Origin of the sequence: Pseudomonas benzopyrenica (assembly GCF_036884265.1) — a bacterium.
Lineage (GTDB): Bacteria > Pseudomonadota > Gammaproteobacteria > Pseudomonadales > Pseudomonadaceae > Chryseomonas > Chryseomonas benzopyrenica.
In genome coordinates, this window is record NZ_CP145723.1 from 2,661,710 (window position 1) to 2,682,869 (window position 21,160).

At 66.8% G+C, this 21,160-nt stretch carries 18 protein-coding genes; 8 read left to right on the forward strand and 10 right to left on the reverse strand.

The window, feature by feature from the left end:
* Nucleotides 1–385: 385 nt before the first annotated feature.
* Nucleotides 386–3,280: a PAS domain-containing hybrid sensor histidine kinase/response regulator gene (locus tag V6W80_RS12625; RefSeq protein WP_338544418.1), complete on the forward strand. Its 2,895-nt coding sequence runs from the start codon at nucleotides 386–388 to the stop codon at nucleotides 3,278–3,280.
* On the opposite strand, the gene V6W80_RS12630 is transcribed toward V6W80_RS12625, so the two are convergent.
* From V6W80_RS12630 to V6W80_RS12640, 3 genes are all read right to left on the reverse strand, one after another.
* Nucleotides 3,277–4,191, reverse strand: a complete 915-nt coding sequence (locus V6W80_RS12630) for a SphA family protein (protein WP_430707808.1) — start codon at nucleotides 4,189–4,191, stop codon at nucleotides 3,277–3,279. The two genes, V6W80_RS12625 and V6W80_RS12630, sit on opposite strands and share 4 nt — an antisense overlap.
* A 108-nt stretch (nucleotides 4,192–4,299) precedes the next feature.
* Nucleotides 4,300–5,091, reverse strand: coding sequence for a helix-turn-helix transcriptional regulator (locus tag V6W80_RS12635; RefSeq protein ID WP_338544420.1), 792 nt, complete (start codon nucleotides 5,089–5,091; stop codon nucleotides 4,300–4,302).
* Between the two features lie 33 nt (nucleotides 5,092–5,124).
* Entirely contained in the window at nucleotides 5,125–5,292 is a 168-nt protein-coding gene (locus V6W80_RS12640) for a hypothetical protein (RefSeq protein WP_338544421.1), read from the reverse strand.
* A 279-nt stretch (nucleotides 5,293–5,571) separates the two neighbouring features.
* On the opposite strand from V6W80_RS12640, the gene V6W80_RS12645 reads away from it, so the two are divergent.
* Complete coding sequence (locus tag V6W80_RS12645) at nucleotides 5,572–6,537, forward strand: alpha/beta hydrolase (RefSeq protein ID WP_338544422.1); 966 nt, start codon at nucleotides 5,572–5,574, stop codon at nucleotides 6,535–6,537.
* Nucleotides 6,538–6,553: 16 nt separating this feature from the next.
* Here V6W80_RS12645 and V6W80_RS12650 read toward each other — a convergent pair whose 3' ends face one another.
* The 3 genes from V6W80_RS12650 to V6W80_RS12660 all read right to left on the reverse strand — a co-directional run bounded on the left by V6W80_RS12650 (nucleotide 6,554) and on the right by V6W80_RS12660 (nucleotide 9,873).
* Entirely contained in the window at nucleotides 6,554–7,723 is a 1,170-nt protein-coding gene (locus tag V6W80_RS12650) for a serine hydrolase (protein WP_184288639.1), read from the reverse strand.
* A 112-nt stretch (nucleotides 7,724–7,835) separates the two neighbouring features.
* Nucleotides 7,836–9,218 carry a sensor histidine kinase gene (locus tag V6W80_RS12655; RefSeq protein ID WP_017641214.1) on the reverse strand — a complete coding sequence of 461 codons (1,383 nt, stop codon included), beginning with the start codon at nucleotides 9,216–9,218 and terminating at the stop codon, nucleotides 7,836–7,838.
* Nucleotides 9,196–9,873 carry a response regulator transcription factor gene (locus tag V6W80_RS12660; protein WP_017641215.1) on the reverse strand — a complete coding sequence of 226 codons (678 nt, stop codon included), beginning with the start codon at nucleotides 9,871–9,873 and terminating at the stop codon, nucleotides 9,196–9,198. Before V6W80_RS12660 ends, V6W80_RS12655 begins: the two co-directional genes overlap by 23 nt.
* Before the next feature lie 151 nt (nucleotides 9,874–10,024).
* Here V6W80_RS12660 and V6W80_RS12665 point away from each other — a divergent pair, with 151 nt between their 5' ends.
* Nucleotides 10,025–10,810, forward strand: a complete 786-nt coding sequence (locus tag V6W80_RS12665) for a substrate-binding domain-containing protein (protein ID WP_017641216.1) — start codon at nucleotides 10,025–10,027, stop codon at nucleotides 10,808–10,810.
* Between the two features lie 42 nt (nucleotides 10,811–10,852).
* Here the strand turns inward: V6W80_RS12665 and V6W80_RS12670 are convergent, their stop codons facing one another.
* The 4 genes from V6W80_RS12670 to V6W80_RS12685 form a co-directional block, all read right to left on the reverse strand.
* Entirely contained in the window at nucleotides 10,853–12,106 is a 1,254-nt protein-coding gene (locus V6W80_RS12670) for an OprD family porin (protein WP_017641217.1), read from the reverse strand.
* Between the two features lie 72 nt (nucleotides 12,107–12,178).
* Nucleotides 12,179–13,492: a CitMHS family transporter gene (locus V6W80_RS12675; protein ID WP_017641218.1), complete on the reverse strand. Its 1,314-nt coding sequence runs from the start codon at nucleotides 13,490–13,492 to the stop codon at nucleotides 12,179–12,181.
* Between the two features lie 114 nt (nucleotides 13,493–13,606).
* Nucleotides 13,607–14,920, reverse strand: coding sequence for a C4-dicarboxylate transporter DctA (gene dctA / locus V6W80_RS12680; RefSeq protein ID WP_338544423.1), 1,314 nt, complete (start codon nucleotides 14,918–14,920; stop codon nucleotides 13,607–13,609).
* A 57-nt stretch (nucleotides 14,921–14,977) separates the two neighbouring features.
* On the reverse strand, nucleotides 14,978–16,057 hold the full coding sequence (locus V6W80_RS12685; protein ID WP_338544424.1) for a 4-oxalomesaconate tautomerase: 1,080 nt from the start codon (nucleotides 16,055–16,057) through the stop codon (nucleotides 14,978–14,980).
* 146 nt (nucleotides 16,058–16,203) lie between these two features.
* On the opposite strand from V6W80_RS12685, the gene V6W80_RS12690 reads away from it, so the two are divergent.
* The 5 genes from V6W80_RS12690 to V6W80_RS12710 all read left to right on the forward strand — a co-directional run bounded on the left by V6W80_RS12690 (nucleotide 16,204) and on the right by V6W80_RS12710 (nucleotide 21,152).
* Nucleotides 16,204–17,103: a LysR family transcriptional regulator gene (locus V6W80_RS12690; RefSeq protein ID WP_338544425.1), complete on the forward strand. Its 900-nt coding sequence runs from the start codon at nucleotides 16,204–16,206 to the stop codon at nucleotides 17,101–17,103.
* A gap of 120 nt (nucleotides 17,104–17,223) precedes the next feature.
* The gene (locus V6W80_RS12695; protein WP_338544426.1) at nucleotides 17,224–18,165 is read left to right on the forward strand and encodes a ubiquinol oxidase subunit II; all 942 of its coding nucleotides are present in this window, start codon (nucleotides 17,224–17,226) and stop codon (nucleotides 18,163–18,165) included.
* On the forward strand, nucleotides 18,158–20,221 hold the full coding sequence (locus V6W80_RS12700) for a cbb3-type cytochrome c oxidase subunit I (RefSeq protein WP_338544427.1): 2,064 nt from the start codon (nucleotides 18,158–18,160) through the stop codon (nucleotides 20,219–20,221). The genes V6W80_RS12695 and V6W80_RS12700 overlap by 8 nt, the downstream gene beginning before the upstream one ends.
* Nucleotides 20,218–20,847 carry a cytochrome c oxidase subunit 3 gene (locus V6W80_RS12705; RefSeq protein WP_338544428.1) on the forward strand — a complete coding sequence of 210 codons (630 nt, stop codon included), beginning with the start codon at nucleotides 20,218–20,220 and terminating at the stop codon, nucleotides 20,845–20,847. Before V6W80_RS12700 ends, V6W80_RS12705 begins: the two co-directional genes overlap by 4 nt.
* Entirely contained in the window at nucleotides 20,844–21,152 is a 309-nt protein-coding gene (locus tag V6W80_RS12710; protein WP_160922610.1) for a cytochrome o ubiquinol oxidase subunit IV, read from the forward strand. The genes V6W80_RS12705 and V6W80_RS12710 overlap by 4 nt, the downstream gene beginning before the upstream one ends.
* Nucleotides 21,153–21,160 lie beyond the last annotated feature (8 nt).

The following is a 21,160-nucleotide window of genomic DNA, read 5'->3' on the forward strand; positions in this document are numbered from 1 at the left end:
GCTCCTTGAGCGATCGAAGGGAAAGCGGCGAACCCTTGCCGGGTCCGTCTCGTGCAACCGTAGAGAGCGCTGGCGACGACCGGGTTCCAGGCGCGGACCGTTCATCCAGCGAACCTGCGGACGCCTTGCAGGCCTGGCCGTCGCTCAGACGTGCCGGTTTCGCTGCCCTGCCCGCCTCGCTTGCCCTGCTCTAGGCCAGGCGACTGGACCAGGTCGCCGTCTCGCTCGAAGGCGCAGCGCTTTTCTCGCGCTGGAGCGTCCTCTCATCCAGTCGGCTTGCCGATCAGCGGCAGAGGCTTTTCTGCCCGAAGCGCGCCCGCCACACTCTGGCGTTTTTCGCGGTCCAACCCTCCCGTGACCGCTTTCGCCGAGGATTTCCAGCAAGATGAGTGAGGTACCCCTGGCCACGCTGACCCGCGCAGAGCTCGAAGCCGAAGTTCTGCGCCTGCGTGCCGCCCTGCAGCCTGCCGCGCCCCGCTCCAGCAAGGCTCGTAGTCGCGCGGTGCTGGAAAGCACTACCCAATTCGCCATCGTGGTCAGCGACCTTCAGGGGCGCATCACCGATTGGAATCCGGGTGCCGAGCAGGTCATGGGCTGGAGCGCTCAGGAGATGATCGGCGAGCAAGCCTCGCGTTTCTTCACCCCCGAAGACCGCGCCAACCATCGCGCCGAATACGAGATGGCTAAGGCCCTGAAGGACGGCAGCGCCCTGGACGAGCGCTGGCACCTGCGCCAGGACGGCCAGCGCTTCTGGGCCTCGGGGGAGATGATGGCCCTCACCGACGAAGACGGGGAGCCCCTGGGCTTCGTCAAGATCCTGCGCGATCGCACCGTCGAACACCTGGCGGGCCTGGCGCTCAAGGAAACCCAGGAGCGCTATCGCCTGGTGGCCGAAGCCACCAACGACGCCATCTGGGATTGGGACTTCAACAGTGGCCAGGTCCTGTGGAACGAAGCCCTGACCACGGCCTATGGTCACCTGCCGGAAACCGTGGAACCCACTGGCAGCTGGTGGCTCGGCCAGATCCACCCGGACGACCGCGCGCGGATCGATGCCTCCATCCACGGGGTGATCGACGGCGACGACGTGGTCTGGACCGACGAGTACCGCTTCCTGCGGGCCGACGGCTCCTACGCCCTGGTGTTCGATCGCGGCCGGGTGATCCGCGACAGCTACGGCCGCCCGACGCGGATGATCGGCGCCATGCTGGACATGAGCCAACTGCAGACCGCCGAAACCGCCCTGCGCAAGAGCGAAGAGCGCTTTCGCGCCATCATCGAGACCATCGGCTCGGCCTTCGCCATCGTCCAGGTCAAGTTCGACGCCGACGACAAGCCCATCGACTACCGCTTCCTGGAGGCCAACCCGGCCTTCGAACGCCAGGCCGGGGTCAACCTGCGCGGCAAGTGGGTGACCGAATTCGCCCCCAACCTGGAACGGTTCTGGTTCGATACCTACGGCCACGTGGCCAAGACCGGCGAGCCGGCGACCTTCGAGAACTACGCCAACACCTTCGAGCGCTGGTTCGATGTCCGCGCCGTGCGGGTGGGCGATCCCGACGAACGCCAGATCGCCATCCTCTTCAGCGACGTGACCGAGCGGCGCAACGCCGAGGAACGGCTGCGCATCAGCGAGGCCCTGGCGCGGGAAAACATCGAGCGGGTGCAGCTGGCGTTGTCCGCCGGCGCCATCATCGGCACCTGGCACTGGGACCTGCCCACCGACAGATTCACCGTGGACGAAGCCTTCGCCACGGTCTTCGGCCTCGATCCGCGCCTGGGTCGCGAAGGTCTGAGCCTGGCCCAGGTGGTGACCAACGTCCATCCCGACGACAAGGACGGTCTCGCCCACGCCATCGACGTCGTGATCGCCCAGGGCGGCCCCTTCGCCCACCAGTACCGGGTACGGCGCGCCGATGGCCGCTACTACTGGATCGAGGCCAATGGCCGGGTCGATCACGCCGCCGACGGCACCCCGCTGCACTTTCCCGGGGTGCTCATCGACGTCGAGGAGCGGCGAGCCATCGAAGCCGAGCGGGACAAGGCCCTGGCCGCCCTGCGGACCCTCAACGAGACCCTGGAGATCCGGGTCGCCGAACGCTCGGCCGAGTTGATGCAGGCCGAGGAAAAGTTGCGCCAGTCGCAGAAGATGGAGGCGGTCGGCCAGTTGACCGGCGGCCTCGCCCACGACTTCAACAACCTGCTGGCCGGCATCTCCGGTGCCTTGGAGTTGATGGAGACGCGCATCGCCCAAGGGCGGCTGCGCGAACTCGATCGCTACCTGGTGGCCGCCCAGGGCGCCGCCAAGCGCGCCGCCGCCCTCACCCACCGACTGCTGGCCTTCTCCCGGCGCCAGACCTTGGCGCCGCGGCCAGTGGACGTCAACCAGCTGATCGATGGCCTCACCGAACTCATCCAGCGCACCGTGGGTCCTGGCATCCAGGTGGAAACCGTCGGCGCCGCCGGCCTCTGGCCCGCCCTGGTGGACCCCAGCCAGCTGGAGAACTCACTGCTCAATCTCTGCATCAATGCCCGCGACGCCATGCCCAAGGGCGGTCGCATCACCATCGAAACCGCCAATCGCTGGATGGATCGTGAAATCGCCCGCGCCCAGGACCTGCCGGAAGGCCAGTACCTGTCGCTGTGCGTGACCGATACCGGAGTGGGCATACCGCCCGAGGTCGCCGCCCGGGTGTTCGAACCCTTCTTCACCACCAAGCCCATCGGCCAGGGCACCGGCCTGGGCCTGTCGATGATCTATGGCTTCGCTCGCCAGTCCGGCGGCCAGGTGCGGCTCTACTCCGAAGTCGGCCAGGGCACCACCCTGTGCATCTACCTGCCGCGCTACCTGGGCGAGGCACCGGCCGCCGAAGGCCTGGCCACCCGCCTGGACGTGGCTGGTACCAGCCAGGGCGAAACGGTGCTGATCGTCGACGACGAGCCGACGGTGCGGATGCTGGTCATGGATATTCTCGAAGACCTCGGCTACGCAGTGCTCGAAGCCGCCGACAGCCTGACGGGTCTGAAAATCCTGCAATCGGACGTGCACCTCGACCTGTTGATCACCGACGTCGGCCTGCCCGGCGGCATGAACGGGCGGCAGATGGCCGATGCGGGCCGCCAGTCACGCCCGGGGCTCAAGACGCTGTTCATCACCGGCTATGCCGAGAACGCCGCCATCGGTAATGGCCATCTGGATCCCGGCATGGAGATCCTCACCAAGCCCTTCGCCGTCGATGCCCTGGCGGCGCGGGTGCGCGAGATGATGGGTGCGGTCTAGAAGCTGGCGCCGAGCTTCAGCGCCACGGTATAGCCCTCCGCCCGGTTGCGGGCGTCGAACTCCTTGTAGGCGTGCAGCCAGATGGCCGGCAATCCCGAGGAGGGGTCGAAGAAGCTGAGCGCCGGCCCCAGTGCCAGGGTCCGGGCACGGTTGCCGCGGGTCAGGCCGGGGGCGTCGTCGTCGCTGAGCTGGCGGTAGTAGTAGCCGCCCAGGCCCGCGGTCCAGGGGCCGAAATGCTGGCCGACGGCGAATTCGTGGCGATACTCCACCCCGCTGCGATAGTCGGTGGCCGCGTTGCGGGCATTGAGGTCGACCTGGAAGCTGGACGACAGCTCCAGTCCACTCGGGCTGATGTAGCTGGCGTTGAGGATCGGCGAGACCGTCCAGTGGTTGGTCCCGGGGCTGACCAGGCGATCCTTGTCGTAGTCGCCGGTAGGTGCCTGGATCGACAGCTGGGTGTTGATGCCGACGCCAGGCGCTGGCTCCCAGGCGAGGATCAGCGGAATCAGCTGCAGATCGGCCGGGCGGAACAGCTCGGCGCTGTCGCTGAACACGCGCTGGCCGCCGGCGTTGATGCCGAGATCGGCGTCCATGCGAAAGAACACCGAGACCGCGCCGAAGCCGTAGCGCGCACCGAACAGCTGCTGGTCGGTCATGCGTAGGTAGGCCAGGCCGATGGCCAGGACGTTGATGTTGAAATCGTTGCCATCGTCCTTGCCATGGCTGTCCTTGATCACCCGTGCCTGATAGTCGCTGAAGCGCAGGCCGACCGTACCGAAGGGCGTCGACGGCGGCATGAAGCCGGCGCCGAAGTCCTGCACCCCGGCCGCGGTGGTCGGCATGCCCTTTTCGGTGGCGTGGGTGGTGGCGGCCAGCGCGGCGAGCGACAGGACGGCGGCGCGAGTCAGCATTCCGGGCAGAGACGGCATGGCAGGATTCCTCAGGGCATTCGAGCGGGCGAGCGAGGCCTCACCGGGCACGGGCGGCGCCCAGTCTTGGCATAGGGGATCAGGGGAGGATCAGTCCGGCGCGGCGGCGACCTGTTGGGCGATCTGCGCCTTGCGGTTGACGCCGAGCTTCTCGTAGATGCGCCTCAGGTGATGGCGGACCGTGGCCGGCGCCATGCCCAGGCTGCGGGCGACTTCCTTGTAGGTCTGGCCCAGGGCGAAGCACTGGGCCACTTCCAGTTCTCGGGCGCTGAGGCGTTCCGCCGAACTGCGCCGACGCGCCTTGAGCAGCAGCAGATCGCCCAGCGGCTGGGCATCGAGCTGCAGGGTGCGGCCTTGGTAGGTGCCCTGAGGATCGCAGGCGGGCGGCAGGCGATTGCCCTGCCAACCCTCCCACTCGCCGGCCAGCAGGGCGGCGAAGCCGGGCTCCATGGACAGCAGCACGCCATAGCGATCGCACACCGCCAGGGCCGTTTCGTCGAAACTGCCCTGGCTGTCTCTCAGGGTCGCCAGGGTGCGCAGGCAACTCTCGCGCTCGGCATGCAGCAGGTGCGGCATCAGCCATTCCACCAGCTGGCATTCGAGGGCGATGAAGGGGGCGGCGGGATCCTCGCGGAACAGGGTGAGGTGCACGCCCAGGCGGGTCTGGTCGTCGGTGAGCACGATGCGCAGGCCATGGGCCAGGCCATACCGCTGCCCCAGGGCAGCCAGGGCCGGCGCGGCCGTCTGGTCCCGGCAATCGAACAGCTGACAGCGGCCCTGCTCCTGATGCAGGTCGCCAAGGGCGTGGTCCTCGGCCTTGAGCGCATCCCATTCCTGGGTATAGCTGCCAGGCAGCCCCAACAGGAAGGTGCTGTGCGCCACGGGGACGCCGTCGCACCAGGCGGAGTTGCCCCATCAGGCCTTGTCGAAGGCGACCAGGCGCTGCAGCTGCTCCAGTGCCTGGGCATGGAATTCGGTGATGGCCCCGCCACGCAGGCGGGCCTGCAGCGCCAGGACGACCTGGCTGAAGCGAGCGACCACCGCACTGGGCACGCTGCAGGAAACGACGGCTGACTGATCCATGCTACCCCCATTGTTTTGATTGTCTTTGGGTAGGATGCCGGCCCCCTGACGGGGCCTGGCTTGGGTCCGAGTCTACCGTACCGCTGCGGCGCGCCTATCGTTCAGATGCAGGATAGGCCGCCCTCTGCTACCCGCGCGTCCGCGCAACGGCCCCGTGCCAATCGCAGTCCAAGGCCCGTCGCCATCGTTCATCTGATCGATAGACCCGCCCGAGCGCTCCGGCGAGGCTGGCGGCGACCCGGCCTCCATCCTGGCGCCCGGAAACCTAGGAGAAGCACCATGCCCGACGTCTTCGCGCGCCTCACCCCGGAGGTGGCCGGCCTGCTGGCGCAGCTGGCCGCTCACCCGCAGCCGCCGCTGGACAGCCTCACCCCGGAGCAGGCGCGCGCCGCCTATGTGCAGCTGAATCGCGCCCTCGGCCTGCCGCCGGCGCCGGTGACGCGGGTGGAGGCGCTCACCGCGCCAGGTCCCCTCGGCCCCATCCCGTTGCGTCTCTATCGGCCCTATGCGGAAGACGCTCGACCGCGCCCACTGGTGGTTTATCTGCACGGCGGTGGCTGGGTGATCGGCGACCTGGACAGCCATGATTCGCTCTGCCGCCAGATCGCCCTGGGCACCGACTGCGCGGTGCTGGCAGTGCACTATGCCCTTGCCCCCGAGCATCCGGCACCGGCGAGCCCCGACGATGTGCTGGCCGCCCTGCACTGGCTGGCCCAGGCCGGCAGCGCCCTGAATCTCGATCTCGACCGCGTCGCCGTGGCCGGCGACAGCGCCGGCGGCGGCCTGGCGGCCATGGCTGCCCTGCACCTGCGCGAAGGACCGCTCCGGCTCAAGGCCCAGGTGCTGATCTATCCCGGCGTCGACAACACGCTCGACGCCTGGAACCACCCCTCGCGCATCGAGAATGCCGAGGTCCCGCCGCTGACCCGGCCGATGATGGATTACTTCTCTGGGATGTATCTCCAGGACGTGGACACCCGCGATCCACGGGTGTCACCCCTTTATGCCTTCTCCCACGCCAATCTGCCGCCCGCGCTGATCTTCGGCGCCGAATGCGATGCCCTGCGCGACGATGCCCGGCTCTATGCGCAGGCGCTGATCGGCGCCGGCAACGCCGTGGAGTACCACGAGCTGCCGGGCATGATCCATGGCTTCATCGAGATGCTCGGGGTGCTGCCGAGTGTGCGCTGGACCCTGGCGCGGATGAACGCCTTCCTGCGCGAGCATCTGCAGCAGGAGGCCTGATTCCGCCCCCCGAATGTCAGACCTGGCCGAACCAGTGCAGCACCAGCCGGTAGAGATGCTCCGGCCAGCGCGACCACCAGCCGGCCTGCTCCACCGCCTCCAGGGCTACCAGCGGCCGGGTCTGCAGGATGCGCTCGCCAGCCACCAGCTCCAGGCGCCCGACCACCGCGCCCTGGGCGATGGGCGCCACCAGCGGCTCGTCCAGCACCAGCCGACGCTCGGGCGGCTGCTGACCCTTGGGGCGGGTCAGCACCACGTCCTGGGTCACCCCCACCGGCAGGGTCGACTGCTCGCCTTCCCAGATCGCCGGGGTACCCAGGGCGACGCCGGCCTGGTCCAGGGTCTGGTTCTCGAAGAAGCGATAGCCGTAGGTCAGCAGCTTCTGGGTATCCGCCGCGCGGTTGTTGATGGAGTTGGAGCCGAACACCGCGGTGATCAGCCGGCGCCCATCGCGCAGTGCCGAGGTCACCATGCAATAGCCGGCCGCCTCGGTATGGCCGGTCTTGAGACCATCCACGCTGTGATCGCGCCAGAGCAGCAGATTGCGATTGGGCTGGCGGATACCGTTCCAGGTGAAGTACTTCTTGGCGTAGAGCTCATAGTAGGCCGACTCGTCCTGGATGATGGCCCGCGCCAGCAGCGCCATGTCGTAGGGCGAGGAAAAGTGTTCGGGGTCGGGTAGCCCGGTGGGATTCATGAAGTGGCTGTCGTGCAGGCCCAGGCGCTGCGCAGTGGCGTTCATCAGACTGGCGAAGCTCTCGTTGCTGCCGGCGATGTGCTCGGCCAGGGCCACGCTGGCGTCGTTGCCCGAATCGATGACGATGCCCTGCAGTAGATCATGCACCGACACCGAGGTGCGCGGATCGAGAAACATCCGCGAGCCCTCGGTGCGCCAGGCGTGCTCGCTGACGGTGACCTGATCGTCGGCCTTGAGCTGGCCGGCCTGGATATCGCGGGTCGCCACATAGACGGTCATCAGCTTGGTCAGGCTGGCCGGCGGCAGGTGCTCGTGGGAATCCTCCTCGGCGATCACCTGGCCGGTGGTGGCATCCATCAGTACCCAAGCCTTGGCCGAGAGCTGGGGTGGCGAGGGAATGAGCACATTGGCGGCGGGCGCAGCGGCGGGCGCGGCCTCGACCTGGCCGAGCCAGGCGAGACCCAGGGCGGCGAGACCGAGGCAGAGCAAGGGGTGTTTCACGGGCGACGGATCCGGTGTGGCAGTGGGGCCCGCCATCCTGGGAGCGGCCCGCTCCGGTCTCAAATGAAGGAAAGTGAAGAAAAATTTAGGAAGCCGCGCCTCAGCCGGCGCTGGTGATGACCACCCGGGCGCCCACCGGCTCGGCCGCTTCGATGCTCAGGCTGAAGCCATGCAGGCGGACGATGGCCGCCACCAGCGACAGGCCCAGGCCGTAGCCCGGCTGTTGGCGACTGGCATCGCCGCGATAGAGTCGCCGCAGCACGCTCTCCCGCTCGGCTTCGGGAATGCCGGGGCCGTCGTCGATCACCTCGATGCGCACCGCGGTGCCGACCCCGCGTGCCACCAGGCGCACCTGGCCACCCTCGGGGGCGAACTTGAGGGCGTTGTCCAGGAGATTGACCAGGGCCTCGAACAGCAACTCGGCGTCGCCCTGCACCTCCGGCAGTTCCTCACCCAGTTCCAGGCTCAGGGTCTGGGCCTTTTCCTGGGCCAGGGGCTCGTAGAAATCATGGGCCTGGCGCAGCAGCGCGGCCAGATCGAGGGGCGCGAAGGCCATGCGCCGCCGGGTGTCCTCCAGCTCGGAGATACGCAGCAAGCCCTGGAAGCGCGACATGATGGCTTCGGTCTCGGCCAGGGCTTCAGCGAGGCTGTCGGCCTGGGGTTCGGCCAGCGGCAGCTGCTGCAACTGGTGCAGGCGCGCCCGCAGCCGCGTCAGCGGGGTGCGCAGGTCATGGGCGATGCCGTCGCAGACCCCCTTCACCTCGTGCATCGAGCGCTCCAGCTGGGCCAGGGTGGTATTGACCGCATCGGCCAGCATGTCCAGTTCGTCGTGCCGCGGTGACAGCGGCAGCCGCTCTTCCAGATGACCGGCGACGATCCGCTCCAGGCTGCGTTGCAACCGTTCCACCCGCCGCAGCGGGCGCCGCCGCAACAGGTGCCAGCCCACCAGTCCGGGAATCAGGGTCAGCGACAGCCCCCAGAACAGCGCCTGGCCGATGATGCCACCGACTGCGGAGATGGAGCCGCCATCGCGGGCAAGCACCAGGATGCGGCCGTCCGCGCGGCGCTGCAGAAAGGCATGGCTGCTGCGGGTCTCGTCCAGGGCGTCGGAGGTCCGGAGTCCCCGCTGCAGGTAGTGCACCCGGCCATCGTCCGGCAGGTTACGCAAGAGCTTGACCAGGTTGCCGGCGACATAGCGGCCATCGGCTTCGAACAGGCCGTAGGCGTCGATACCGGGCATGGAATAGACCTCGCTGGCCTGCAGCTCGCCCAGCAGGTCGGCATCCGCCACCTTGCCGTAGTAGTGCGCCCGCTGCAGCAGGGTGCGCTCCGCCACGGCGCCCAGATAGCCGGAGATCTGCCAGTAGAGCACCCCGGTGAAGACCGCACCCCAGGCCACGAAGAGCAGCGCATAGAGCGCCAGCAGGCGACTGCTCCCCGAGCGCCAGCGCCTGCCGGCCCTAGTCCGGGACGACGAGGACATAGCCGGCTCCGCGGACGGTATGCACCAGCGGCCGCCCCGCCCGCTCGATCTTGCGTCTCAGCCGCCCCATGTGCACGTCGATGATGTTGGTGCCCGGATCGAAGTGATAGCCCCAGACCTGCTCGAAGAGCATGGTGCGGGTCACCAGTTGGCCGGCGTTGCGCATCAGGTAGGTGAGGATCTTGAATTCGGTGGGCAACAGGGCGATGGCCTCGTCGGCACGGGTCAGGGTGTTCTCGATCAGGTCCAGGGTCAGCTCGCCCACCCGCAGCTGGTGACTGGCGGACTGGGCCACCGGCCGCCTGAGCAGTGCCTCCAGACGGGCCATCATCTCCACCAGGGAAAAGGGCTTGGTCAGGTAGTCGTCACCGCCGCATCTCAGGCCGCGGACGCGCTCGTCGACATCGGACAGGGCGCTGAGCATCAGCACCGGGGTGGCGATGCCGAGGCCACGCAGGGTGCTGACGATGGTCAGGCCGTCGAAATCCGGCAGCATGCGGTCGAGGGTGATGATGTCGTGGCCGCCGGCGATGGCCGCGGCCAGGCCGTCGCGGCCGGTGCGTTCCCAGCGCACCTGATAGTCTTGCGCCTGCAATTCGCTGGCGATGGCATGGGCGGTCACCTCGTCGTCTTCGATGACCAAAGCCTGGGTCATAGCGGCCTCTGGATCTGGCGCCCGGTCTGGCGGACCGGACACCCTAGGGAAAACCACCAGGCCGGTAAATTAAATTTTTCTTCATTCGGACTAACGCGCTCCCGCCTTGCCCGCGGTCTATCGTCGGTCTTTTCACCCTGGAGTCATCACCATGTTTCGACGTTTGCCCACCCTCGCCCTCGGCGCCCTGCTGCTGGCTTCCACGCCGCTGCTGGCGGCGCAACCCGCCACCACCCTCACGGTGCTGAGTTCGGGCGGGATCATGGGCGCCATCCGCGAGGTCGCGCCGGCCTATGAAAAGGCCACCGGCGTGAAACTGGACATCGCCGCCGCGCCGTCCATGGGCGACACGCCCCAGGCCATCCCCCAGCGCCTGGCCCGCAACGAGCCGGCCGACGTGGTGCTGATGGTGGGTTCGGCCTTGGACAAGCTGGTCGCCAACGGCCAGGCGCTCAAGGACAGCCGCGTCGACCTGGGGCAATCCTTCATCGCCATGGCGGTACGCAAGGGTGCCCCCAAGCCGGACATCTCCACCATGGAGGCTTTCAAGCAGAGCCTGGAAAGCGCCCAGTCGGTGGCCTATTCCGACAGCGCCAGCGGCGTCTACCTGGCGCACATCCTCTTCCCGCGCATGCAGCTGAGCGATGCTTTCAAGGCCAAGGCGCGCATGATCCCCGCCGAGCCGGTGGGCGAAGTCGTCGCCCGCGGTGACGCACAGCTGGGCTTCCAGCAACTGAGCGAATTGAAGCCCGTGCAAGGCATCGACATCGTCGGCCTGATCCCCGACCAGGCGCAGAAGATGACCCTCTATTCCGGTGCCGTGGTCAGCAAGAGCACGCACCCGGATGCCGCCCGCGCCCTGCTGCAGTACCTGGCCTCGAAGGACGCCGCCAAGGTTATCCAGGACAGCGGCCTCAAGCCGATTCCCGCGCAGTGAACCCCAGGGGAGTCGCCCTCGCGACTCCCCTCCTCCCCTCTGCTACCAGAGCGCCAGGTCGTAGGTCAGGTACAGGCGATTGCTGTCCCGGCCACGGGCGAAGTCGGCGCGATAGACATAGTTGCGCAGCTTGACGCCGAACCCCTTGAGCGAGCCCTTGGGCACCACGTAGGCCAGTTCCACATCGCGTTCCCACTCGTGCAGGCCTTCGCTGCCGGAGCGGCCGTTGTCGCCGCTGATGTAGCGGGTCATGAAGGTCAGCCCGGGCAGCCCCAGCGTCTTGAAGTCGTAGACGTAGCTGAGCAGCCAGGTCTTCTCGTCTTCCTCGATGAACTTGCCGATGCCGACGTTGCTGAAAGAATAGACGGTGGCACCGCTGATGTAAGGCAGGCCGGCATCCCCGCTGAGCTTTTGCAACCCCGCGCCGACCGTATGGCCGCTGTGGGAATAGGTCAGTTGGCCGCTGAGCATGTCGTTGTCGATCTTGCCCGCGTAGGCTGCGCCCGTATCGCGACTCTTGAAGTAACGCAGGTCGCCCGTCAGCACGCCCCCTGCCAGCGGCAGGTCATGCTGGAGGCCAGCGAAATCCTGGCGATAGAAGTTGTTCAGCTCACCGTGGAAGTAGCTGAGCCTCAGGCTCTTGCTCACCTGGTACTCGGCACCGCCGTAGCTGAAATTGCCGGACTGGCTGCCGCTGTAGCCGTCGGGAAAGAGGCCGTTGCTGTTGGTGGAATCGCGCAGCTTGAAGCGATCGAGGTGGGTCAGGGTCAGCGTCAGGCCCTGGATGTCGTCACTGGTAACCTGGGTGCCCTGGTAGGTTTGGGGCAGCAGGCGGGCATCGTTGTAGACCAGCACCGGGGTCTTGGGCAACAGGGTGCCGTGCTTGACCACCGTCTTGCCCAGCCGCGCCTTGGCGGTGGCGCCGAAGGCGCTGGCCTCCGCCGCCGCCCGCCCGTCGCCGTGCACCGGCAACAATCCAGTACCGCTACGCCCACGCCCGGAGTCCAGGCGCACGCCCAGCAGGCCGAGGGCGTCCAGGCCGAAGCCAACGGTGCCCTGGGTGAAGCCCGAGCGGTAGTCCAGCAGGAATCCCTGGGCCCACTCGGTGCGCTCGCTCTTGGCCGTGGCAGCGGCGCGCGCGCTCAGGCCCTGTTCGTCGCGGAAGTTCTCGTTGAAGTAGACGTTGCGCAGTTGCAGCCTGAGCTTGCTGTCTTCGAGGAAGCCGGCGGCGTCGGCGAAGGGCATACAGGCGCACAGGGCGGCGCAACCCGCGCCACCCTTGAGGAGTTGGGACATGAGGAAGTCTCTTGTCGTTTTTGGAGTGGGATTGCAGCGGGCGGGCACGAGCATGCCCGCCCGCCAGGAGGATCAGACGAAGAAGGAGATGGCGCCGGTGAGCAGTGCGATGGCGGTGATGACCAGGGAGGTCAGCACGGCCCATTTGACGGTGGCCTTCTGGAAGTCACCGATGTCGCGGTCGACCATGCCCACCAGCAACAGGGTGGAGGCCACCAGCGGACTCATCAGGTGCACCGGCTGGCCGAGCACCGAGGCGCGGGCGATCTCCACTGGATCGATCCCATAGGCCGCGGCGGCATTGGCCAGGATGGGCACCACGCCGAAGTAATAGGCATCGTTGGACAGCACGAAGGTCAGCGGCATGCTGGTGATGGCCACCACCAGCGGGAACCAGTGGCCCCAGGCCGGCGGAATCCAGTCGACCAGGGTCTGGGCCAGGGCATCGACCATCTTGGTGCCGGAAAAGATGCCGGCGAAGATGCCCGCGGCGAACACCAGGAGCACCACGGTCATGGCGTTGCCCGAGTGCGCCAGGATGCGCTCCTTCTGCAACTCCAGCTGCGGGTAGTTGATCATCAGCGCCAGCACGAAGCCGATCATGAAGAGGATGGCCGCGTGCATCACGCCCATGACCAGGGCGGTCATCACCGCGATCACCAGCACCAGATTGACGTAGGCCAGGCGGGGACGCTTGTTCGGCGAGTCACCGAGGATCTCCTCGATATAGCACTTGCCGCCCGCCGCCCCGCCGCTTTCCAGGGCGACGTTGCCGATGCGCGCGCGCTCGCGGCGACCGAGCAGGAAGGCGGTGAACACCACCCAGGCCGCCCCGCCGATCACCGTGGGCAGCATGGGGATGAAATAGGCGGTGGCGTCCAGCCCCAGCGCGGCGATGGCGCGGGTGGCCGGGCCGCCCCAGGGACTCATGCCGCTCATGATGCTCAGGGAGAGCATGGAGACGGTCGCCAGCACCATGGGATTCATGCCGATGCGCTTGTACAGCGGCAGCATGGCCGCGCAGGTGATCATGTAGGTGGTGGTACCGTCGCCGTCCAGGGCCACCAGCAGCGAGAGCAGCGCGGTGCCGATGGCGATCTTGACCGGGTCGCCGTTGACCCGCTTGAGGATCTTGCGGATCAGCGGATCGAACAGTCCGGCATCGATCATCAGGCCGAAGAAGAGGATGGCGAACAGCAGCAGCGCCGCCGAGGGCGCCACCATCTTCAGGCCGTCAAGCATCATCTTGCCGGTGGTGGGGGCGAAGCCACCGATGAGGGCGAAGACGATGGGCACCACGGTGAGCGCCACGATGGGCGACAGACGTTTGCTCATGATCAGGTAGGTGAAGGTCACCACCATGATCAGACCGAGAAGCGCGAGCATAGGCATATCCCTTGTTCTTGTCGTGTGCCTGGCCAGACGCGGGCCAGCCGTTCCCCTCCTCCGGCCAGGTGACGGCGCGGAGGTGGGACTGCAGCGGTAGCGGGGTTTAAACGATCAGGCGTGGGGACGAACGTCCGGTGCCGTCCACTCGGCGGCCTCGGGCAGCGCCACGGGTTCGGCCTTGCCGCTGGCCAGGGCACGCATTAGCTTGTCGCGATCGCAGGCGCCCTCGCCCAGCGCGATCACCACGGTGGCCACGGCGTTGCTGGCCAGGCTGGTCAGGGCGCGGGCCTCGGACATGAAGCGGTCGATGCCGATGAGCAGGGCCAGACCGGCCAGGGGGATGTCATGAATCACGGTGAGGGTCGAGGCCAGGGCGACGAAGCCGCTGCCGGTCACCCCTGCCGCACCCTTGGAGGACAGCAGCATGATCGCCAGCATGGTCAGGGTCTGGCCGATGGTGAGGTCGATGTTGCAGGCCTGGGCGATGAAGACCGCGGCCAGCGACAGGTAGATGGCGGTGCCGTCCAGGTTGAAGGAGTAACCGGTGGGCAACACGAGGCCGACCACGCCCTTCTTGCAGCCCAGGCCTTCGAGCTTCTGCAGCATGCGCGGCAGCACCGGCTCGGTGGACGAGGTGCCGAGCACCACCAGGAATTCCTCGCGGAAGTAGCGCAGCAGCTTCCACAGGCTGAAGCCGCGCGAGCGGCACAGCGCGCCCAGCACCACGAAGACGAAGAAGGCACAGGCGATGTAGAGGGTGGCGATGAGCTTGGCCAGGGAGCCCAGCGAGGTGATGCCGTACTGGCCCACGGTAAAGGCCAGGGCGCCGAAGGCACCCACCGGCGCGAAGCGCATCAGGTAGCCGAAGATGCGAAAGACCATCTGCGACGCCGACTCCAGCACCTCCAGCACCGGTCGGCCGCGCTCGCCCATGGCGGACAGGGCGAAGCCGCAGAGCACGGCGATGAACAGCACCGGCAGCACCTCGCCCTTGTTGAACGCCCCCATGAAGGTGTCCGGGATGATGTGCATGAAGAAGTCCACCACGCTGAGCTTGGCCGCCGACGCCGTGTACTGGGCGATGCTGGCGGTGCTCAGGGTCGCCGGGTCGATGTTCATGCCCACGCCAGGCTGGAACAGATAGACCGCGCCGAGGCCGATGAACAGGCTGATGACGGTGAGCACCAGGAACAGCAGCAGCGTCTTGCCCATTAGCCGACCCAGGGTGCTCTTGTCGGTCATGCCGGCGATGCCGGTGACGATGGTGCAGAACACCACGGGGGCGATCATCATCTTGATCAGCTTGATGAAGGCGTCACCCAGGGGCTTGAGCGCGACGGCCTGTTGCGCCCAGAAGTGACCGACCAGCACCCCGAGGACCACGGCGCAGAGGATCTGGAAGTACAGCGATTTGGCAAGTTTCATGGGGCATCACCGTTTATTGAAGTTGTGCGGATGCGCTGGTGGCTAGGGGATATCGCTTTAGCTGGCGAGCCTCCGCGCGGTGGGCGCGTAGACATGGCCGGCGAACAGGCGGCGCGCGGTCCGGACGACCGAGGCCTGGATGGTAGTGCCGTCCGCGCCGCCGCGCGACAGCACGACGTCGATCCCGCCGCTGGGATGCTCCAGGCGGACGTGGGTCAGGTCACGCGCCGACTCGCCGAGCCGCGCCATCACCACCGTTTCCGCGGTGACGCAGGCGGTGGCCAGGCCGATGGAACCGGTGATGGCCAAGGCGCGGTGGCAGCTGTGCGGCATGAAATAGCGGACCTGCAGGGTGCCGCCGTGCTGGGGCGGAGAGACCAGTACCGGCTTGGGGATCACCTTGCCGCTGACATCGCCCAGGCCCATGGCCCGACCCGCCTGCAGACGCAGGGCTTCCAGACGCGCCAGTAGCCCGGAGTCGGCGTCCAGCTCGGCCGGGCGCTCGCTGCCGGTCACGCCCAGGTGGCGGGCGTCGACGATCATCATCGGCATGGCCATGTCGATGCAGGTCACCGGCACGCCGTCGAAGACATCGGTAGCCTGGCCGGTGGGAAACAGCTTGCCGGTCTTGCTGCCCACGGCGTCAAGAAAGGTCAGCTGCACCGGCGCGGCGGTACCGGGCACGCCGTCGATGGCGGTGTCGCCTTCATAGCGCACCAGGCCGCCCGGCGTGTGCACCAGCGAATCGACGAAGCTGTTGGTGTTGAGGTTGCGGATGCGCACCAGGGTCTTGCCGTCTTCAGCGGCGACCAGCCCCTGCTCCACGGCGAAGGGACCCACGGCACAGAGCATGTTGCCGCAGTTGGGCGCGGTATCGACGCGGCGCTCGGCGACCATCACCTGGACGAAGAGATAGTCCACGTCGGCATCGGGATGGCTGGACGGGCTGATGATGGCGACCTTGCTGGTCTGGGGGCTGCCGCCACCAATGCCGTCAATTTCCAGTTCGTGACCGGCACCCATGAGGTCGATCAGCATCTCGTCGCGCTGGACGGGATCGCTGGGCAGGTCGCTGGCAAGGAAGAAGGGACCCTTGGAGGTGCCGCCTCGCATGAGAACGCAGGGAATACGTTGCATGACTGCTGACTCTTGTTGATCAATAGCGGTTATTGATGTTCTGCAGGCAAGATTGGCAGCCGGGTATAAATCTATCCAATGCAAATATCAGCGCTATTATTCCACTTGGATAATCAATTACGCCGAGGTTCCGAGGCAGGGCAATCATGGACTACGAGCTACAAGACATTCGATCTTTTGTGAAAATCGCCGAACTGGGCAGCTTCCATGAGGCCGCCGACGCCCTGCACCTGTCGCAACCGGCCCTGAGCCGACGCATCAAGAAGCTGGAAGACGGCCTGGGCACGCCCTTGCTCGAACGCACCACTCGTCGCGTCGGCCTCACCAGCGTCGGCCGCGATTTCCTGCCCAAGGCGCGGCGGCTGCTGGACGACTTCGAGGATTCCATCCTTAGCATCCGCGAACTGGCCGAGCGCCAGACCGGCCAGGTCACCCTGGCCTGCATCCCCACCGCGGCCTTCTATTTTCTGCCCTCGGTGATCCGCCAGTACAACGAGCACTACCCCAAGATCCGCATCCGCCTGCTGGACCTCAGTGCCAACGACGGCCTGGAAGCCGTGCTGCGTGGTGAAGCGGACTTCGGTATCAACATGCTCAGCGGCCAGCACCCGGACATCGAGTTCGTGCCCTTGGTACAGGAGCAGTTCGTGCTGGCCTGCCGGCGTGACCATGAATTGGCCGGACGCCCCTCGATCAGTTGGGCCGAGCTGGTCGAGCACCGGCTGATCGGTGTGGGGCGCCTCAGCGGCAACCGGGTGCTGCTCGACCACGCCCTCTCCGCCCGCGGCATCCGCCCCAAGTGGTTCTATGAGGTACAGCACCTGTCCACCTCCCTGGGCATGGTGGAAGCCGGCCTCGGCGTTTCCGCCATGCCCAGCCTGGCCATGCCGGCCGCCGACCACCCGACCCTGGTCAGCGTGCCGCTCACCGATCCGGAAGTGACCCGCACCCTCGGCCTGGTCTCGCGCCGCGGGGCCTCGCTGTCGCCTGCGGCGGAGAAATTCGTCGCCATCCTGCTCGGCCAGTGGAAGACCGAACAGCCCTAGTCCGCGCCGTGCAGGCGCCCCTGTCCTGAACAGAAGCGGCCAAGCGCCAGTATCCAGTGAACGTCGCGTCCCCTCGGGCGGTCTGTTGGCTGCAACAACTGGTTACGGTCGGGTCCGCTCATGTCCCTAGCGCGAATATCGCGTCCTTCTACTCCTCGTCCGGGGAGCACCTCGAAGCGCCGCTCCGCCGTCGGAGCGCTGGCCGGGCTGCTGCTCGCCGCTTCGCTCACGGGCTGCTCTCCGCTGCAACACGGCTTTTTCGCCCCGGCCGGCCTCGCCGCCAGTGGCGAACGCGACCTGCTGCTGTGGATCGTCGGTCTGGCCCTGGTGGTGGTGCTGCCGGTGATCCTGCTCACCCCGCTGATCGTCTGGCGCTATCGCCACGGCAACACGCGCGCCGCCTACCGGCCACGCTGGGAGTTTTCCTGGCTGCTGGACGTCTTCGCCTGGGGCGTGCCGGCGCTGATCGTGGCAGCCCTGGCCTTCCTGGTCTGGACCCGCACCCACAGCCTGGACCCCTATCGCTCACCGACACCCGGCGTGACGCCGCTAGAGGTCCAGGTGATCGGGCTGGACTGGAAGTGGCTGTTTCTCTATCCCGAACAGGGGATCGCCACGGTCAATGAACTGGTCTTGCCAGCAGGTCGTCCGGTGCAGCTCAGACTCACCAGCGATACGGTGATGCAGTCCCTGCTGCTGCCGCGCCTGGGGGGCCAGATCTACGCCATGGCCGGCATGCAGACTCAGCGCTATCTGCAGATTCCCCTGCCCGGCCAGTTCGAGGGTCGCAATGCCCAGTACAGCGGCGAGGGTTTCCAGGATCAGCACTTCCCGATCCGGGTGCTGGCGGAAGCGGATTTCCAAGCCTGGACTCAGCACATGAGCCAGGTTCGCGAGGCCCTGGATTGCGCCCATTACCAGGTGCTGGCCCGTCCCGGCACCCTGGAGCAGGCCGCCCAGCTGCGCCTGACCCAACCCGCCCTCTTCGCCTGGGTGCTGGCACGCTATCGCCAGGATCCGGTACCCGCCTGCGATACCTTCCAGGGAGCCACCCATGACTGATTCCTCGGCCCTCTGGCATCTGCTGTTCGGCCGCCTGGGCTACGACGCCCTGCCCTTCTACAGCCTGGTCGCCACCTGCGGCGCCAGCGTGGTGATCCTCGGCGCCCTGGCTACCGCCGGGGTGATCACCTGGCTCGGCAAGTGGCGCTATCTCTGGCAGGAGTGGTTCACCAGCCTGGACCACAAGCGCATCGGCATCATGTATGTGGTGCTGGCCCTGGTGATGTTCAGCCGCGGCGTGGTGGAAGGGATGATGATGCGCACCCAGCAGGCGCTGGCCATCGATGCGCCGGGCTACCTGCCGCCAGAACACTTCGGCCAGCTGTTCAGCACCCACGGCACCATCATGGTGTTCTTCGTCGCCATGCCCTTCCTCACCGGGCTGATCAACTTCGTCATGCCACTGCAGATCGGCGCCCGCGACGTACGCTTTCCCCTGCTCAACGCCATCAGCCTCTGGCTGACCGTGGCCGGGGCGGCGCTGGTGATGGTGTCCTTGGTGCTGGGGCGCTTTTCCACCGGTGGCTGGAGCGGCTATCCGCCCTACACCGGTGCCGAGTACCAGCCCGGCGTCGGTCCCGACTACTGGATCTGGGCCCTGACCCTGAGCTCCCTGGGCAGCACCCTGACCGGCCTCAACTTCGCCGTCACCCTCTACAAGGAACGAGCGCCCGGCATGCGCCTGTTCCATATGACGCTGTTCAGCTGGACAGCGCTGTGCACCAGCATCCTGATGATCTTCGCCATGCCGCCGCTGACCGTGGCCACTCTGCTGCTGGCCCTGGACCGCTACCTGGACTTCCACTTCTTCACCAACACCCAGGGTGGCAACCTGATGAACTACATCAACCTGTTCTGGTTGTTCGGCCATCCGGAGGTGTACATCCTGATCCTGCCGGCCTTCGGAGTGTTCTCCGAGGTCTTCGCCACCTTTTCCACCAAGCGGCTCTATGGCTATCACTCGCTGGTCTGGGCCACCCTGGTGATCGCCGTGCTGTCCTTTACCGTGTGGCTGCACCACTTCTTCACCATGGGCCAGTCACCCAAGATCAACGCCGCCTTCGGTATCGCCACCATGCTCATCGGCATCCCCACCGGGGTGAAGATCTACGACTGGATGGCGACCATGTTCCGCGGCCGTATCCGCCTGACCACGCCGCTGATCTATGCGGTGATGTTCATCATGCTGTTCGTGATCGGCGGCCTCACCGGTATCACCCTGGCCACGCCGCCAGTGGACTACCAGGTGCACAACACCGTCTACCTGGTCGCTCACTTCCACAACATGCTGATCCCGGGAATGCTGTTCGGCATGCTGGCGGGCTACCACTTCTGGTTTCCCAAGGCCTTCGGCTTTCGCCTCGACGAGCGCTGGGGGCGTATCGCCGCGCTGAATTTCGGCCTGGGCTTCATTCTCGCCTTCATGCCCCTGTATGTACTGGGCGTCTCCGGTCTGCCGCGGCGCAGCCAGGCCATTCACAACCCCGATTTCGCCCCGTTGCTGTGGGTCGCCGAGCTTGGCGCGGTGGTGCTGCTGGCCGCCCTGGGCAGCCTGGTGATTCAACTGGTGGTGAGCATTCGGCGCCGCGACAGTGCGCGGGTGCCGGTGGGTGATCCCTGGAACGGCCGCACCCTGGAATGGGCGGTCGCCGCGCCGCCGCCGGAGTACAACTTCGCCGTGCCGCTGCCGATCAACGACCGCGACCCCTTCACCTGGCTCAAGGAACAGGGTCTGGCCTACGACCGGCCGCGAACCTATGCCGACATCGTCCTGCCGAAGAACAGCGCCGTCCCGGCCATCGTCGGCGCGGCGGGCTTCGCCTGTGCCTTCGGCCTGGTCTGGCACATCGGCTGGATGGCCGTACTAGGGCTGCTGGTGGCCTGGGGGGCGGTCATCGCCCGCAGTTTCCAGCGCGATACCGAGCGACTGATCTCGGCGGCGGACGTTCGGCGCGAACATGAGGCCTGGCTGGATGAGGTCGCCGCGACCCGCCCCGTCACGCGCGACGAGGAAACCGGGCCGGGCAATCGTGGCCTGGCGGAGATGGGGCCATGAGTTCGCGTGATATGAACCACGCCGGCCTCAACGTCGGTCCCACCGATCACGCGACCCACGTCGAGGCCGAATACTCGCTGTTCGGCTTCTGGATCTTCCTGATGAGCGACGCCCTGGTGTTCGCGCTGCTGTTCGCCATCTATGCGACGCTGCAGCACGCCACCGCCGGGGGACCGGTGGCCCGGGACGTCTTCGAGATCGGCAGTGTCACCGCCCAGACCCTGGTGCTGCTGGCCAGCAGCTTCACCTACGGCCTGGCGTCGCTGGCGATGAAGTACCACGAGGGTCGGCTGCGGCCCCTGGTGACCTGGCTGCTGGTGACGCTGGCCCTGGGGCTGGTGTTCCTCGGCCTGGAGGTGCACGACTTCCTCGGCATGGCGGACAAAGGCGCCCTGCCCCAGCGCAGCGCCTTTCTCTCGGCCTTCTTCGCCCTGGTGGGCATGCACGGGGTGCACGTCGCCAGTGGCTGCCTGTGGCTGGTGGTGATGCTGGTACAACTGAGGGTGTTCGGTCTGGATACGCCAGTAAAGACCCGGCTGATGCGCCTGGGGCTGTTCTGGCATTTTCTCGATATCGTCTGGGTCGCCATCCTGTCGGTGGTCTACCTGCAGGGGCTGTTGCCATGAAGCGTGACGACTATCGCCGCGAACTGGCGAGCTATGTGATCGGCCTGGTGCTGGCGGTGACGCTGAGCCTGATCCCCATCGGCCTGGTGCTCTTCCCGACCTGGCCACGCGAGACCACCCTGGGCGTCATCTTCGGCCTGGGCCTGCTGCAGATCCTGGTGCACCTGCGCTGCTTTCTGCATATCAGCCTGGGTCGTTCGCACCGCCACGACCTCTATCTGCTGCTGTTCACCAGCCTGATCCTGGTGCTGATGGTGGTGGGTAGTTTGATCGTGCTGGGTGATCTGCACCACCGCATGGGTTAACCGGTCAC

Excerpts from the sequence above, each read along its gene's own strand:
- V6W80_RS12655 (WP_017641214.1), bottom strand. The coding sequence starts at position 9,218 with ATGTCCTCGTCGTCCCGGACTAGGGCCGGCAGGCGCTGGCGCTCGGGG.
- V6W80_RS12670 (WP_017641217.1), bottom strand. The coding sequence starts at position 12,106 with ATGTCCCAACTCCTCAAGGGTGGCGCGGGTTGCGCCGCCCTGTGCGCC.
- V6W80_RS12660 (WP_017641215.1), bottom strand. The coding sequence starts at position 9,873 with ATGACCCAGGCTTTGGTCATCGAAGACGACGAGGTGACCGCCCATGCC.
- dctA (WP_338544423.1), bottom strand. The coding sequence starts at position 14,920 with ATGAAACTTGCCAAATCGCTGTACTTCCAGATCCTCTGCGCCGTGGTC.
- V6W80_RS12710 (WP_160922610.1), top strand. The coding sequence starts at position 20,844 with ATGAAGCGTGACGACTATCGCCGCGAACTGGCGAGCTATGTGATCGGC.
- V6W80_RS12630 (WP_430707808.1), bottom strand. The coding sequence starts at position 4,191 with ATGCTGACTCGCGCCGCCGTCCTGTCGCTCGCCGCGCTGGCCGCCACC.
- V6W80_RS12645 (WP_338544422.1), top strand. The coding sequence starts at position 5,572 with ATGCCCGACGTCTTCGCGCGCCTCACCCCGGAGGTGGCCGGCCTGCTG.
- V6W80_RS12665 (WP_017641216.1), top strand. The coding sequence starts at position 10,025 with ATGTTTCGACGTTTGCCCACCCTCGCCCTCGGCGCCCTGCTGCTGGCT.
- V6W80_RS12695 (WP_338544426.1), top strand. The coding sequence starts at position 17,224 with ATGTCCCTAGCGCGAATATCGCGTCCTTCTACTCCTCGTCCGGGGAGC.
- V6W80_RS12690 (WP_338544425.1), top strand. The coding sequence starts at position 16,204 with ATGGACTACGAGCTACAAGACATTCGATCTTTTGTGAAAATCGCCGAA.
- V6W80_RS12640 (WP_338544421.1), bottom strand. The coding sequence starts at position 5,292 with ATGGATCAGTCAGCCGTCGTTTCCTGCAGCGTGCCCAGTGCGGTGGTC.
- V6W80_RS12625 (WP_338544418.1), top strand. The coding sequence starts at position 386 with ATGAGTGAGGTACCCCTGGCCACGCTGACCCGCGCAGAGCTCGAAGCC.
- V6W80_RS12700 (WP_338544427.1), top strand. The coding sequence starts at position 18,158 with ATGACTGATTCCTCGGCCCTCTGGCATCTGCTGTTCGGCCGCCTGGGC.
- V6W80_RS12705 (WP_338544428.1), top strand. The coding sequence starts at position 20,218 with ATGAGTTCGCGTGATATGAACCACGCCGGCCTCAACGTCGGTCCCACC.
- V6W80_RS12675 (WP_017641218.1), bottom strand. The coding sequence starts at position 13,492 with ATGCTCGCGCTTCTCGGTCTGATCATGGTGGTGACCTTCACCTACCTG.
- V6W80_RS12685 (WP_338544424.1), bottom strand. The coding sequence starts at position 16,057 with ATGCAACGTATTCCCTGCGTTCTCATGCGAGGCGGCACCTCCAAGGGT.